Origin of the sequence: Pseudomonas sp. AB6 (assembly GCF_034314105.1) — a bacterium.
In the GTDB taxonomy this organism is placed as follows: Bacteria; Pseudomonadota; Gammaproteobacteria; order Pseudomonadales; family Pseudomonadaceae; genus Aquipseudomonas.
Genome location: NZ_JAVIWJ010000001.1, coordinates 524,362 through 539,799, shown reverse-complemented (window position 1 = coordinate 539,799; position 15,438 = coordinate 524,362). Strand labels below are relative to the sequence as shown.

Genomic DNA, 15,438 nt, shown 5'->3' with positions numbered 1-15,438 from the left:
GCCCCTACCGGTATTTGCGCTACGGCTCTACATTAATGCCCCGCCGGAGGCCCTGCCTTGGCGGTGAACGGTGGTTTGGCCATCCACACCAAGATGATCAACGCAAAGAAGCACCAACCCAGCATGTAGAAGTAGTCCACGGTCGACATCATGTACGCCTGGGCATTGACTATCCCTTCCAGTTGCGCATAAGCCTTGCTGCTTGCGCCGCCCAATGTGGCGATCGCGTCGCGAGTTGCGGGCTCATAGGTGCTGATGCTCTCGCTCAGATACGCATGGTGCTGGTCAGCCCGGCGGATCCAGATCCACGTCGTCAACGATGCCGCAAAACTACCGCCCAAGTTACGCAGGAAGGTCGCAAGCCCGGAGCCGTCGGCAATCTGGTGGGGCGGCAGATCAGACAGCAGGATGGTCAAGGTCGGCATGAAGAACAGCGCAACGCCCGCGCCCATGAACAACTGCACCATGGCGATGTCATAAAAATCCACCTGGCTGGTGAAGTCAGCGCGCATAAAGCAACTGAGCCCAATCGCGAAAAAGGCGATGCCCGCTAACAGTCGCATGTCGAATTTATGCGCGTACTTGCCGACAAAGGGTGACATCAACACCGGCAGTACACCCAGCGGCGCCACCGCGAAACCCGCGTAGGTCGCGGTATAGCCCATCTGCGTTTGCAGCCACTGCGGTAGCAATAGATTGATACCGAAGAACGCCGAATAGCCGCCTACCAGGGTAATGGTGCCAATGCGAAAGTTGCGGTGAGCGAACAGACGTAAATTGACGATAGGATGTTTGTCGGTCAATTCCCAAATAACAAAGATGGCCAGGCTGATTACTGAGATCACCGCCCCGATCATGATGAAATGGGACGAGAACCAATCCAGGTCATTACCCTTGTCGAGCACGATTTGTAGCGCACCAACTCCGATAATCAACGTGATCAACCCCACGTAATCCATCGGCTGACGACTGGTGACCACCGGCCGAGTGCTCATCTGCGAGCGCACCACCAAGGCCGCGAAGATACCAATCGGCACGTTGATGAAGAAGATCCACGGCCAGCTGTAGCTGTCAGTAATCCAGCCGCCCAAAATCGGACCGGCAATCGGCGCCACCACCGTGACCATCGCCAGCAGTGCCAGTGCCATCCCCCTTTTCGCCGGAGGGTAAACCGCGATCAACAGCGTCTGCGTCATCGGGTACAACGGCCCGGCGACCACCCCTTGCAACACCCGAAAACCCACCAATTCAGGCATCGATGTTGAAATACCGCATAAGAACGAGGCCATCACGAACAAAATCGTAGCCCATATAAACAGCTTCACTTCGCCGACCCTACGGCTAAGCCAGCCGGTCAACGGCAACGCAATCGCGTTACTCACCGCAAACGAGGTAATGACCCAAGTGCCTTGCTCCGAGCTCACGCCCAGGTTACCGGCGATGGTCGGCAAAGCGACGTTGGCAATCGTGGTGTCGAGCACCTGCATGAAAGTCGCCAACGACAGGCCGATGGTGCACATCAACAAACTGGGCGGTGTAAAAGAGGCCGGGGCGTTCGAGCTCATCGCGAATCCTTTAAATCTTCAGCGGCGCTCCGGCACAGGTACCGGAGCTGACGGATTGGCGTATCAGCGCTGAGCAGTTTTGCTGCTGGTGGCGGCACTGTTTTCGTGAATCAACCGAGTAATCATCGCGTCGGCGTCGGCCAATTGTTTATCGTAAATGTTGGTGCTGAACACCGGTTTCTTCGGCGGCTGTTGGGCCAATACCGGACCACTTTGGTCGTGCAGATTGACATCGACCACGGTGGACAAACCAATACGTAATGGGTGCTCGGTCAACTGATCCGGGTTAACGTGAACGCGCACCGGGACCCGCTGCACAATCTTGATCCAGTTACCGGTGGCGTTCTGCGCAGGAAGCAAGGCAAACGCACTGCCCGTGCCGGCGCCAATGCTATCAACCGTGCCGGTATACTTCACGTCGCCACCGTACAGATCCGCTTCAATGTCCACTTGCTGACCGATGCGCATCATGCCGAGCTGCGTTTCCTTGAAGTTGGCGTCGATCCATACTTCGTTGAGCGGAATCACCGCCATCAATGCAGTACCTGGCTGAACCCGCTGACCCAGTTGCACCGTGCGCTTGGCCACGTAACCGGTGACAGGCGCGACCAAGGTACTGCGGGCGTCGGCCAGGTAAGCTTGGCGCAACTGCGCGGCGGCAGCTTTGACGTCGGGGTGCGACGAAACGACGGTGTCATCGACCAAGGCCGAGCTGGTTGCCAGCTGTTGCTGAACATTGTTCAAGCTATTTTGTGCAGTGGTCAGATCGTCCCGTGCATGGGAGAGCTCTTCCAGAGAAATCGCCCCACCCGCCGCGAGATTTTTACGCCGACTGTAGTTGTCCTGAGCTTTCTGCACTTCAGCCCGCTGTGCGGCCAACTGCGCTTTCATACCGTCGACATTGCTGTACAAACCGCGCACTTGGCGCACGGTCTTGCCCAGGTTTGCCTCAGCACTTTGCAACCCGACCTCAGCATCGCTTGGGTCGAACTGCATCAACACCTGCCCCTCACGGACCAAGTCACCGTCATCGGCGCCAATACTCACCACGGTACCGGTCACCAATGGCGTGATCACAACCACGTTGCCGTTTACGTAGGCATCATCGGTACTTTGATTCCAGCGCCCGTATTTTTCATACCAGAACCAAATACCCAGCGCGCCCACCACGACCAGCACCAGTACCAGCAACAGCCAGAACTTTCGTTTGCCGGGATTGGCGTCCTTTGGAGGAGTCTGATCTTTTTGCAGCGTTTGACCTTTCTGATCATTCTGATCTTTCGGGTCGCTTGTCGAAGCATTTTCGGTAGCGGCAGTAGCCATGACGATTACCTTGAGTTATTCAGTCTGCGAATCGGTTGAAGGGGTACCCGGTCCGGCGTTCTGGTCAGCAGAACTGCTTTGAAATCCGCCACCCAAGGCCTGCATCAACTGAATCGAGAGGTCGATTCGCTCAGCGGTGAGGTCGGCTAATTGGCGTTGGGACTGGAGCAATTGCTGTTCAATGGTTAAAACGTCGACATAGTTGCCAATACCCGAGCCAAAGCGTTGGGTCGCCGTATCATAGGAGGCAGTGGCAATCTCGCTGGCGCGCTGTTGCGCCTCGATTTGGCGACTGATGGAGCGCATTTGGGACAAGGTGTCACTGACATCGCCTAAGGCTTGAACCAGGCTTTTGTTGTACTGCGCCACCGCGAGGTCGTAATCGGCATCGCGGGCATCGAGATCAGCACGCAAGCGCCCACCGTCAAAAATCGGCAGGGAAACCGCCGGGGCGATATTGAAGAAGCGACTGGCCGAGCCAAACATCGCATCCCCCAGCAGCGACTCGGTACCTACTGCAGCACCCAGGTTCAAGTTGGGATAAAAATTGGTTTTCCCGGCCACAATATTCTTGCTCGCTGCCTCTACCCGCCAGCGCGCCGCGACCAGATCAGGACGACGTCCCAATAACTCTGCGGGCAACGATGAAGGCAACGCCACGGCACTGGGCTTAAGAACGTTCGGCCGGGCGATCTCATCGCCACGGTCCGGGCCCTTGCCCAGTAATACTGCCAAACTTATTTTTGCGCTGCGCAGGCGCTTTTCGGAATCGATTAGTTGGGCTTCGGAGCCTGCTTCCAGGCTTTGGGTCTGCTGAAACTGGAAGCGACTGTCAATGCCCGATGCGAGGCGGCGGTTGCCCAAGTCAAGCATTTGCCGGGTGCGCTTTAAGTCATCGTTCGCCAAGTCGTAAACCACGTGGGCCTGGCCGAGGTTGCTGTAGGCTCGCGCCACATCGGCGGCGAGCGTCAGTCGGGCGGACTGTTGATCGATTTCAGCCGCACGCGCCTGACCCAACGCCGCTTCCCACGTGGCCCGTTGCCCGCCCCACAAATCGAAGTTGTAGTTAAAATTCAAACCCAAGTTACGTACCGTGGAGTAAGTACCGCCTTTACCCGTCGGACTCTGGTCAGAAGCCAAACGGGAACGGGTGACACCGCCTTCGGCATCCAGGGTTGGGGTTCGTTGGGCGTCGGCCGCATACGCGGCAGCACTGGCCTGATGCGCTCGGGCACTGGCAACCTGCATGTCTGGGCTGTCACGCAAGGCTTCAGTGACCAAGCTGTCGAGCTGAGGATCGCCGAGGCTTTTCCACCAATCAGTTTTTGGCCAGGCCGCTGGCGACAGTTTTACGCCCTTAAAACTCTGGGTAGCCTGCAAGCTTTGCGCATCCAGGCTCGTCCCCTTCGTTTCCAGGCCGTGATAGCTGGCACAACCGGACAAGCTCATAGCGAGGCCCAGCAACAACAATGCCGGCTTAGACGGGGCTCTTAGGACGACTAAGATGTTCATTGCTTACCCGCCTTGTTAAAGCCGAGGCGGGCAATGGTAATTTGATCGTCAGCGGCCACTAGCACCTTTGTCAGAATCTGCTCCAGACTTTTTACTTCGGCGCTGTCGAGTGCCCCGAACAAGTCATTCATTGCCTCGGCACCAATCTGCGGCAGCCGCTCCGACAATTTCTGGCCTTCTTCGGTCAGCGCGAGCTTGACCTGACGACGGTCGGTTTCCGATCGATCGCGGACCAGCAAGCCCTTCTGCACCAGACGATCAATCATCCGTGTCATCGAACCGCTGTCGAGGGACAGATGTCGGCAAAGTTCAACCGGTGTATCACTCTGATACTGGCCCACAATAATCAGCACTTTGAATTGCGAAGAGGTCACGCCGTAAGGCACCAGATGGGTGTCGAGGATGCGATTCTTCAGGCCGTCAACGCGGCCTATCAGCAAGCCCATGAGACCGGCGTGAAAATTCTCGGGAGTGAAGTGTTTCATCGAGTCACCAAAAAGCTGCCTAGACAGGAATATGGCAAGATATTACTGCTTAAGCAGCGAATGGCCAAGCATTAAATAGGAAGCTTTGCTTTTATTTCGAAGAGACCGCTGAACGGCGTTCAGCGGCGCGGCTTTTTAGCGCTGGGCCAGGTTTTGCGGGACACCACTGTGAAACCGGAACTCGACATCAGGGCTGTCGATCAGGCTGGCTTCCAGCACCCGGACCCTTTCGATGGTCTGTGCTACATCGGCGGCATCGCCATACTGGTAGGCCAACTTCAGGTAACCCTGATAATGCCGCGCTTCGCTGTTGAGCAAGCCGTGATAAAAGGCGCCCAGTTCTTCATCCAGATGTGGCACCAGCTTCTCAAAGCGTTCGCAACTGCGCGCTTCGATGAACGCGCCCACCACTAACGTATCGCTGAGCTTGACTGGCTCATGGCTGCGCACGGCAGATCGAAGGCCCGACGCGTAACGGCTAGCGGACAGCGGGCGCCAATCGACCTTGCGCTTTTTCATCAAGCGCACGACTTGCTCATGGTGCACCAACTCTTCCCGTGCCAGCCGCGACATCATCAGGACCATGTCGGTGTATGCACCGTATTTAGCGATCATGCTCATGGCGGTGCTGGCGGCTTTGAATTCACAATTTTTGTGATCGAGTAGCATCGTCGGTTGATCAGCCAGCGCGGCTTCAACCCACGCGTCAGGGGTTTTGCAGCCAAGGAACTCATGGATTTCAGGCATCACGCAAGCCCGTTGGACCTTGGCGGCAGAAAGCGGAGCGTCGATTGCTGGATTCAGTTGCATAGGTTCACAGTCGGCCAGGGTGGGCAAGGCGCAGCATTATACGAGGGCCGTGGGAATGAAACAGCGCCAGGTAGCGGATTTGTCCTGATCTGAATCAACGACCGAGTGAGCAGACTGCAACTATAGTTGTGACTACCGCCATCGGCCGAGGCTCTCTCCCATGCAAGCCGTTCGCAGCATTCTTGTGATAATCGAACCTCATGACGCCCAGAGCCTGGCCCTCACCCGAGCCAAGCTGATCGCGTGCGTGACCCAAGCGCACCTGCACCTGCTGATCTGCGACAAAAAACACGATCACTCGCTGCTGCTCGAAGAGCTGAAGGAAGACTTGCTCAGAGCTGACTTCAACGCCACTGCCCAGCAAGCTTGGAATGACAGCACGCATCAAACCATCATTGATGTGCAACAAGCAGAAAACTGCGGCTTGGTGATCAAGCAGCACTTTGCGGACAACCCCCTGAAAAAAGCCTTGCTGACACCCGACGATTGGAAACTGCTGCGCAAGTGTCCCAGCGCAGTGTTGATGGTCAAGACCGCGACCTCGTGGACCGGCGGCGTCATTTTAGCAGCGGTGGATGTGGGTAACACTGACGATGAACACCGGGCGCTGCACTTCAGCATCGTGGATTACGGCTTTGAAATTGCTGCAATGACCAAGGGGCAGTTGCACGTCATTGCGGCTCACCCCTCGCCCTTACTCACGGCGGTAGATCCAGCCCTGCACATCGAAGCGCGTTACCAAGAGCAATGCTTGGCGTTTCAGACCGAGTTCGACGTTGACGACAGCCATTTGCACATTGCAGAAGGTCCAGCCGACGTGCTCATTCCGCACACGGCGCACACCCTTAATGCCGCAGTCACCATCATTGGCACCGTGGGACGTACCGGGATTTCAGGCGCATTGATCGGCAACACCGCTGAAGTGATTCTGGATTCGCTGGAAAGTGATGTGCTGGTGCTGAAAACCGAAGAGGTTATTGCGCATTTGGAAGAATTGGCCGTCAACGGCTGATTTGATGCGGTGCCTGCGATGGCGCCTTCGCGAACAAGTTCGCTCCCGCCGGGTAATGCGCAGTTCATTCTGTGGGACCGAATTTATTCGGGAAAGCCGCACCACCGCTTAACCGCCAAACGTATCCTTCAAAAACCCCGGCGCGATGTAACGTTCGTAATGGGCTTCAGACAACAGGAAAAACTCGCGATCAATGGCATCCCGCAGATCTGGAAGGCTCCAGTCGCGAAACTCTGGCATCAGAACCACACCATACGCATCAAGCTGGGTAATCACCCGCGCTCCGCGAGCAATTAACTGGTACGCCCAGCAATACACCGACTGATTTGGCACGAAGCGGATTTTTCGCTGTTCCAATTGCAGGCGCAGCTTGGCAGCGTCGAAAACCTGAAGCTTGCCTGCCATGACCTGCACCAGCAGTTGTTCCAGACGCAACCAGACCGCGCGTTTTTCGTCTTCGTTGTAACCATTCCAATTGATCACTTCATGGTGAAAGCGCTTACAGCCACGGCACACCAGATCCCCATAAACAGTGGAACAGAGGCCGACGCAAGGGGTTTTGATGGTTTGATTGGACATAGGAAACAAGGCTACGACAGGCGAAACAGGCCAGCATGTTAGCCCTTTGTCTAACGAGGGTCACCCCTGAACGTGGTGGGGTTAACTTACTTTTAGGCAATTTTTGCCGTAGAATCAGCGAGCCTTTTAAGGCGCCAATGTCCGTTAGAAGCTGTTTTCAAAGCGTCACGAGCACAGTTAAGTAACCCCGCAGTCCGGTGTCGACCCAGGAATTCCTCGTAAAATCCCCTGAGTCGACACTCATCAGCCGTCCTGCAGGCGTCAAACTTTGAAAACAGCTTCTGTAAGGAATAACCGTTTCTCTGACCAAGGGGCTCAAAAGCTTCGTTATGCAGGGTGCGAGTTATTTCTGGATGAGCGTCCCGGACACCCATTTGGGACCACTGATGAGGGTAATAACTGTGCTTGAAGCCTACCGTAAACACATCGAAGAGCGCGCCGCTCTGGGCATCGTGCCCCAGCCGCTTAACGCCGAACAAACCGCAGGCTTGATCGAGCTGCTGAAGACCCCTCCGGCTGGCGAAGAAGCCTTTCTTCTCGACCTGATCACCAATCGCGTTCCACCAGGCGTTGATGAAGCCGCTTACGTCAAGGCCGGCTTCCTGTCCGCTCTGGCGAAAGGCGAAGTCACCTCCCCGCTGATTGACAAAAAACACGCCGTTAAACTGTTGGGCACCATGCAAGGTGGCTACAACATCGTCACCTTGGTTGACCTGCTGGACGATGCCGTGTTGGCGCCCGAGTCTGCCAAAGCACTCAAGCACACCCTGCTGATGTTCGACGCGTTCCACGACGTGGCTGAGAAAGCCAAGAACGGCAACGTTCACGCCCAGGAAGTCCTGAAATCATGGGCTGACGGCGAATGGTTCCAGAATCGCCCTACCCTGGCCGATAAAATCAGCCTGCGCGTGTTCAAGGTCACCGGCGAAACCAACACTGATGACCTGTCCCCAGCGCCTGATGCCTGGTCCCGCCCGGACATCCCGCTGCACGCACTCGCCATGCTGAAAATGGCCCGTGACGGTATTGAGCCGGATCAACAAGGCGCCATCGGCCCGATGAAGCAAATCGAGCGCATGCGCGGCGAAGGCTTCCCTATTGCCTACGTCGGTGATGTGGTCGGTACCGGTTCGTCGCGTAAGTCAGCCACCAACTCCGTGTTGTGGTTCTTCGGCGACGACGTCCCAAACGTGCCGAACAAGCGCGCTGGCGGTTTCTGCTTCGGCAACAAAATTGCTCCCATTTTCTACAACACCATGGAAGACGCCGGCGCATTGCCGATCGAATTCGATGTGACGCACATGAACATGGGCGACGTGATCGACGTTTACCCATACGCCGGTAAAGTCACCAAGCACGACAGCGAAGAAGTCCTGGCCACCTTCGAAATGAAGACCCCAGTGCTGTTGGACGAAGTTCGCGCTGGCGGCCGTATTCCGCTGATCATCGGCCGTGGTTTGACCGAGAAAGCCCGTACCGAACTGGGTCTGCCTCCTTCAACTCTGTTCAAGCTGCCTGAGCCACCGATTGCCAGCACCAAGGGTTTCACCTTGGCGCAGAAAATGGTCGGCAAGGCGTGCGGCGTTCCCGGCATCCGTCCAGGCACGTACTGCGAACCGAAAATGACCACCGTCGGCTCCCAGGACACCACGGGGCCGATGACCCGCGACGAGCTGAAAGACTTGGCTTGCCTGGGTTTCTCTACCGACCTGGTCATGCAGTCGTTCTGCCACACCGCGGCGTATCCAAAGCCGATCGACGTGCAGACTCACCACACGCTGCCTGATTTCATCATGACCCGCGGCGGCGTTTCCCTGCGTCCGGGCGATGGCATCATCCACAGCTGGCTGAACCGCATGCTGCTGCCGGACACTGTCGGTACCGGTGGTGACTCCCACACCCGCTTCCCAATGGGCATTTCGTTCCCAGCAGGTTCCGGTCTGGTCGCGTTTGCTGCTGCCACGGGTGTTATGCCACTGGACATGCCGGAATCGATCCTGGTTCGCTTCAAAGGCAAAATGCAGCCGGGCGTTACTCTGCGCGACTTGGTTCATGCCATTCCTTACTACGCGATCCAGGCTGGCCTGTTGACCGTAGAGAAGAAAGGCAAGAAGAACGCGTTCTCCGGTCGCATCCTGGAAATCGAAGGCCTCGACAACCTGAGCATCGAACAGGCTTTCGAGCTGTCCGACGCCTCGGCCGAACGCTCTGCTGCCGGTTGCACCATCAAGCTGTCCAAAGAGTCGATCACCGAGTACCTGAACTCCAACATCACCCTGCTGCGCTGGATGATCGGCGAAGGCTACGGCGATGCACGGACTCTGGAACGTCGCGCTCAAGCGATGGAAGCCTGGGTTGCCAACCCTGAGTTGATGGTTGCCGATGCTGACGCCGAATACGCCGAAACCATCGAAATCAACCTCGACGAAATCAAAGAGCCTGTGCTCTGCGCGCCAAACGACCCGGACGACGCCCGTCTGCTTTCCAGCGTTGCTGGCGAGAAGATCGACGAAGTGTTCATCGGCTCGTGCATGACCAACATTGGTCACTTCCGCGCTGCCGGCAAATTGCTGGACAAGGTTAAAGGTCAGCTTCCAACCCGTCTGTGGCTGTCGCCGCCGACCAAAATGGACGCTCACCAGTTGACCGAAGAAGGTTACTACGGCATCTACGGCAAAGCTGGCGCGCGCATGGAAATGCCGGGCTGCTCGCTGTGCATGGGTAACCAGGCTCGCGTTGAACCAAACTCCACCGTGGTCTCGACCTCAACCCGTAACTTCCCGAACCGCCTTGGCGATGGCGCGAACGTTTACCTGGCCTCGGCCGAGTTGGCGTCCGTAGCATCGATCCTCGGTCGCCTGCCGACCGTCGAAGAGTACATGGCCTACGCGAAAGAAATCGACACCATGGCAGCGGACGTTTACCGCTACCTGAGCTTCGATCAAATCGCAGAATTCCGTGAGTCGGCAGCCAATGCCAACATCCCGGTTATTCAAGCGTAAAGAAACACAGCGTTGAAAAAACCCCATCCCACGCGATGGGGTTTTTTATGGCCTGGATATTTAATTTATCTGGGCCAACTTGTTGGCGATATAAGCAGCTACACAATGCTCAAAATGTACTGCGTGGCTTGCCTTGCCAACAAGTTGGCTCCAGATCATAAAAAAGCCCCGCATCTCTCTCGATGCAGGGCTTTGGATTTACCGCTTCAACTCAAACATCACACCACGCTGGTCTGCCCACTCATAGCCAAGTCCAGCAACTCGCGGTTGGCCACGGCATACATTGCGTAGTCGGTCCCGCTGGCTGCACGCAGCTCGACCAGCATGGCACGCCAGCGATCAACCATCGGCATGTGCTGTTCAAGCCACGCATCCAGACGCGCTTCGATCTCTGCCGGAGCGTTAGGCTGTTGCAGGACCGATACGGTAATCGCCCGTTGCTGCCAGTCGATATCGTCACGGAAGGCTTCGCGGGCCAACGCTTGCCAGTTGTTTTCCACCGGCAAGTTACTGATCTGTTGCAGGTACCAAGTCACGTCCAGCGAGCTGCCCACGGCGAAGTAAGCCTTAGCCACATCGGCAGCATTCTGCCCCGTGACGTCCGACGCTTCGATGATTGGCAACAGCGTGTAAAGGTGACTGGTGCCGGCAACCATGCGCGCCAGTAATTCTGGAACACCGGCTTCGACATACGCCTGATAGCGACTCATCCAGACGTCACGGGTCGGGCCTTCCAACAACTCGTCGAGTTTCAGACCCAATGTCGCGATGTGCGGACCAAAGTGTGCAACATCGCGACCGGCGTCCAGTTCGTTGCGACGGCTGCGCAGGAACCAGCGCGTGGCACGACGGCCCAGACGCATCAGCTCATCCATCAGCGCCAATTGGATTTCAGCTGGAACCTTAGTGTCCAACGCCTCGATCTGACGGAACCAGTGCGGCAGGTGGAAGATGTCCCGCACGATCACGTATGCACCCGCTACATTAGCAGCGCTCATGCCGGTGGACTCTTTAAGCCGCTGCACGAAGGTGATGCCCATGTGGTTAACCAGGTCATTGGCGATCTGGGTGCTGACGATTTCACGCTTCAATCGGTGACGACGCATGGCCTCAGAGAATTTCGCGGCCAGGGACGGCGGGAAGGCCGTTTCCATGTCACGAACGAGGTAGTCATCATCCGGCACTCGAGACTCAAGCAATGCTTCTTTGAGATCGATTTTGCTATATGAAATCAGCACCGACAGCTCAGGCCGGGTCAAACCATGGCCTGACGCAATACGTTCAGCAAGTTGTTCTTCAGCCGGGAGGAACTCGATGGCGCGGTCAAGCTTGCCCCGCGCTTCCAAATCGTTCATCAAGCGCTTGTATTCCGCGATCCGCTCGTAAGCACGACGGGCAGCCAGGGACAATGCCTGAGTCTGCTTATAGTTGTTACCCAACACCAAGTGGCCCACTTCGTCGGTCATGCTTTCAAGCAGATGATTGCGCTGCTTTTCAGTCATATCGCCCGCCTGCACCACTTCGTTGAGCAGGATCTTGATGTTTACTTCGTGGTCAGAGCAGTCTACGCCACCGGCGTTGTCGATGAAGTCGGTGTTGGAGCCGCCGCCGTTGAGGCCGAACTCGACGCGACCCAACTGGGTCATGCCGAGGTTACCGCCCTCGCCCACTACTTTGCAGCGCAGCTCGTTACCGTTGACTCGCAAGGCGTCGTTGGCTTTATCGCCAACATCGGCGTGGCTTTCCTCACTGGATTTAACATAGGTGCCGATGCCGCCGTTCCACAACAAGTCTACTGGCGCCTTGAGCAGCGCGTTCAGCAGTTCGGTTGGGGTCAGCTTGTTGGCGCTGATGTCAAAACGCGCTTTCATCTCCGGGCTGATCGGGATGCTTTTCAAGCTGCGCGCAAAGATTCCGCCGCCTTGGGACATGATGCTGGTGTCGTAATCAGTCCAGGACGAACGGGGCAGATCGAACAAGCGTTGACGCTCGACGAAGCTGTTGGCCGGCGCCGGGTTTGGATCGATGAAGATGTGCATATGGTTGAACGCAGCGACCAATTGCACGGTTTCCGACATCAACAAGCCGTTACCGAACACATCACCGGCCATGTCACCGATGCCGATAACGCTGATGGTGTCCGTCTGGGAATTGATCCCGCGCTCACGGAAGTGACGCTGTACACCGACCCAAGCGCCTTTGGCGGTGATGCCCATCTTCTTGTGGTCGTAACCGGCCGAACCACCGGAAGCAAAAGCGTCGCCTAGCCAGAAGCCGTATTCGATGGCGATGCCGTTGGCGATGTCGGAGAAGGTCGCGGTGCCTTTGTCGGCAGCCACTACCAGATACGGGTCATCCTCGTCGTGGCGCACCACATTCAGCGGCGGCACCAAGGCACCGTCTTTAAGGTTGTCGGTGATGTCCAACAGCGCGGAGATAAAAATCTTGTAGCAGGCGATGGCCTCGGCCTGAGTCTCATCGCGGCTGCCACCCAGCAGCGGCAGACGACGCGGAATAAACCCACCTTTGGCGCCTACCGGCACGATGACCGAGTTCTTCACCTGCTGGGCTTTGACCAGGCCCAGCACTTCAGTACGGAAATCTTCCTCACGGTCCGACCAACGCAGGCCGCCACGAGCGACGTTACCAAAGCGCAAGTGCACGCCTTCAACCCTTGGTGAATAAACGAAAATCTCGAATTTCGGCACCGGTTTCGGCAGCTCAGGAATCAGACGCGGGTTGAACTTGAAGCTGAAATAGCTCTTGTTCTGGCCGTTGGCGTCAGGCTGGTAGAAGTTGGTCCGCAGGGTGGCTTTGATCAGATCCAGATAACGACGCAGGATGCGGTCTTCGTTGAGTACCTGAACGTCGTCAAGGGCCGTCAGAATCGCCTGTTCCAGACGCAGTTGCTTGTCTTCCAGGTCATCGCCAGTGAGTTTGCGCGCCAGATAGAAGCGCGTTTTGAACAACCGCGTCAGCTCACGGGCAATTTCCGTGTGGTTATTCAGGGTGCTCGCGATGTAGCCGAGATCGAACCCCAAACGAATTTGTTTCATATAGCGCGCATAGGCCCGCAGCAACGCGACATCGCGCCATGGCAAACCAGCGGTCAACACCAAACGGTTGAACGCATCATTTTCGGCGTCGCCGCTGACAATGTGTACAAACGCATCTTGCAGGGTGTCGTTAAGTTGCGAGATGTCCAGGTTCAGACCTTCGCCAGCGGTGAAGGCGAAATCGTGAATCCAGAACTCACGGCCATTGGTACGACGCAGACGATAGGGGAACTCACCCAGTACCCGCAGGCCGAGGTTTTCAAGGATCGGCAGGACGTCGGACAAGGCCAGCGGCGTGTCCGCGTGATACAGCTTGCAGTGCAGTTGTTGTTTGCCCGCTTGTGCAAGCGGTTGATAAAAGCTCATCACCAACGGGTTGGCTTCGGTCAGGCTAAGCAAATGCTGCATATCGACCACGGCCGAGTGCGCAGCAAAGCGCTCGCGGTAACCGGCCGGGAAACCTTTCGGGAAGTCTGCCAGCACGCTGGTGCCGTGGGCTTCGCCGAAGCTTTCGACCACTAGGCTCGAATAGTCGTCCTGCCACGAACGGCAGGCCTGGACGACTTCGTTCTCCAGTTGCTGCGGATCGATGTCGAGACGACTTTTCGGGTCCACACGCAGGATCAGCTGCACGCGGGCCAAGACTGACTCGGAGAAAAAGGTCCAGAACTCACAATCGCTGGCTTTGAGGCGATCCATCAGCACTTGCTGGATCTTCTGCCGAACCTCAGTGGAATAAACATCACGCGGTACGTAAGCCAGGCAATAGCAGAAGCGGCCGTAGGGGTCTTTGCGCAGGAACACCCGAATCTTGTTGCGCTCCTGAATCTGCACGATGGACATCACCGTGTTGAACAGCTCGTCCACTGGGGTCTGGAACAGATCGTCACGCGGAAGCACTTCCACGACCTGAGTCAGCTCCTTACCCAAGTGCGCCTTGGAGTCGAAACCTGACCGACGCTCTACTTCCGCTACCTTGCGACGGATATAAGGGATCTGACGCACACTTTCGCCATACACCGACGAAGTGTACAAGCCCATGAAGCGGCATTCTTTAGTGACTTTACCGGTAGCGTCGATCTGGCGGATCGACACGTAGTCCGGATATGCCGGGCGGTGAACACGGCTTGGGTGGGCAGCCTTGGCGAACGACAGCAGCATCGGCTCTTGCAGGTAATTCACTGCGTAATCTTCGATGTGCAGGTCGTCTTTCGTCAGCCCGGCACGCAGCAGCTTGGTCAGACCGAGAAAAGAAGACTCGTCGTACACCAGGTAGCCGCCGGTTTGATCGTTACGGACTTCAAACTCCTCGTAACCGAGAAACGTGAAGTGGTTATCCACCAGCCATTGCAGGAATACTTTGACCTCGGATTTCTCGCCTTCTTCGATGGCGAACTCCAGGGTGTCAATACCAGCCAGTAGTTCGCTAATCTTGCTTTTCATCGGTTCGAAATCAGCAACCGCAATTCGAACTTCGTCCAGCACTTGTTCCAATTCACGCGCCAGCACATTCATTTCGGCAGAGTTGGCGCAACGATCGATTTCCAGGTACATCAATGATTCTTGCTGCACCTCGTCGCCAGTGCTGCCTTTAGGCAGCAATTCCAGCAGTTGGCCATCAGCGCCGCGACGGGCGCTGAGCACGGTAGTTTGCAAGGTATGAATGCTGTAGCCGCGACGGTTCAGTTCGGTGCGTACCGAGTCCACCAAGAACGGTAAATCATGATGCAGAACCTCGACCGCGGTGTGGGTCGACTGCCAGCCGTGGCGCTCGTAATCAGGGTTATAGACCCGTACTTGCGGATGAATACTTTCAAAACGTTCTAGCAGTCGCCAGGCAGACAAGGTGCAACCGGCCAGGTCGGACAACCGCCGCTGGGTCAGTTCATCAAGAGAAATAATGCCGAAGAATTGCTCAGCGAACAGCGCCACTTGTGGCAGTGCCTGTTCACTGATGTGCTGCGCCAGTGCTGCTTGCAGTTGATGCTGGAAATCAGACTTGCTGGCTGCGGTGAAGAACGCCATCTGTGGTACTCCGCTTGGGCTTTTATTGATGGAAACGTCGCATCCCCCTTCTAGGGGATCGCCATCACG

At 56.6% G+C, this 15,438-nt stretch carries 9 protein-coding genes; 2 read left to right on the top strand and 7 right to left on the bottom strand.

Features of this window, described 5'->3' with window-relative positions:
* Positions 1-32 precede the first annotated feature (32 nt).
* From RGW60_RS02525 to RGW60_RS02505, 5 genes are all read right to left on the bottom strand, one after another.
* Positions 33-1,565: a DHA2 family efflux MFS transporter permease subunit gene (locus tag RGW60_RS02525; RefSeq protein WP_322201842.1), complete on the bottom strand. Its 1,533-nt coding sequence runs from the start codon at positions 1,563-1,565 to the stop codon at positions 33-35.
* Positions 1,566-1,628: 63 nt separating this feature from the next.
* Complete coding sequence (locus tag RGW60_RS02520) at positions 1,629-2,888, bottom strand: efflux RND transporter periplasmic adaptor subunit (RefSeq protein WP_322201840.1); 1,260 nt, start codon at positions 2,886-2,888, stop codon at positions 1,629-1,631.
* A 15-nt stretch (positions 2,889-2,903) separates the two neighbouring features.
* Positions 2,904-4,400 (bottom strand): efflux transporter outer membrane subunit, encoded by a 1,497-nt coding sequence (locus RGW60_RS02515; RefSeq protein WP_322201838.1) that lies wholly within the window; start codon positions 4,398-4,400, stop codon positions 2,904-2,906.
* On the bottom strand, positions 4,397-4,885 hold the full coding sequence (locus RGW60_RS02510; protein WP_322201836.1) for a MarR family transcriptional regulator: 489 nt from the start codon (positions 4,883-4,885) through the stop codon (positions 4,397-4,399). Before RGW60_RS02510 ends, RGW60_RS02515 begins: the two co-directional genes overlap by 4 nt.
* Positions 4,886-5,020: 135 nt before the next feature.
* On the bottom strand, positions 5,021-5,632 hold the full coding sequence (locus RGW60_RS02505; RefSeq protein ID WP_322206831.1) for a tRNA-(ms[2]io[6]A)-hydroxylase: 612 nt from the start codon (positions 5,630-5,632) through the stop codon (positions 5,021-5,023).
* 223 nt (positions 5,633-5,855) lie between these two features.
* On the opposite strand from RGW60_RS02505, the gene RGW60_RS02500 reads away from it, so the two are divergent.
* The gene (locus RGW60_RS02500) at positions 5,856-6,707 is read left to right on the top strand and encodes a universal stress protein (RefSeq protein ID WP_322201834.1); all 852 of its coding nucleotides are present in this window, start codon (positions 5,856-5,858) and stop codon (positions 6,705-6,707) included.
* A gap of 108 nt (positions 6,708-6,815) precedes the next feature.
* Here RGW60_RS02500 and RGW60_RS02495 read toward each other — a convergent pair whose 3' ends face one another.
* Positions 6,816-7,286 (bottom strand): DUF1289 domain-containing protein, encoded by a 471-nt coding sequence (locus tag RGW60_RS02495; RefSeq protein WP_322201832.1) that lies wholly within the window; start codon positions 7,284-7,286, stop codon positions 6,816-6,818.
* 401 nt (positions 7,287-7,687) lie between these two features.
* Between RGW60_RS02495 and acnB the strand changes: the two genes are divergently transcribed.
* Positions 7,688-10,288 carry a bifunctional aconitate hydratase 2/2-methylisocitrate dehydratase gene (gene acnB, locus RGW60_RS02490; protein WP_322206830.1) on the top strand — a complete coding sequence of 867 codons (2,601 nt, stop codon included), beginning with the start codon at positions 7,688-7,690 and terminating at the stop codon, positions 10,286-10,288.
* A 218-nt stretch (positions 10,289-10,506) separates the two neighbouring features.
* Here the strand turns inward: acnB and RGW60_RS02485 are convergent, their stop codons facing one another.
* Entirely contained in the window at positions 10,507-15,369 is a 4,863-nt protein-coding gene (locus tag RGW60_RS02485) for an NAD-glutamate dehydrogenase (protein WP_322201830.1), read from the bottom strand.
* Positions 15,370-15,438 lie beyond the last annotated feature (69 nt).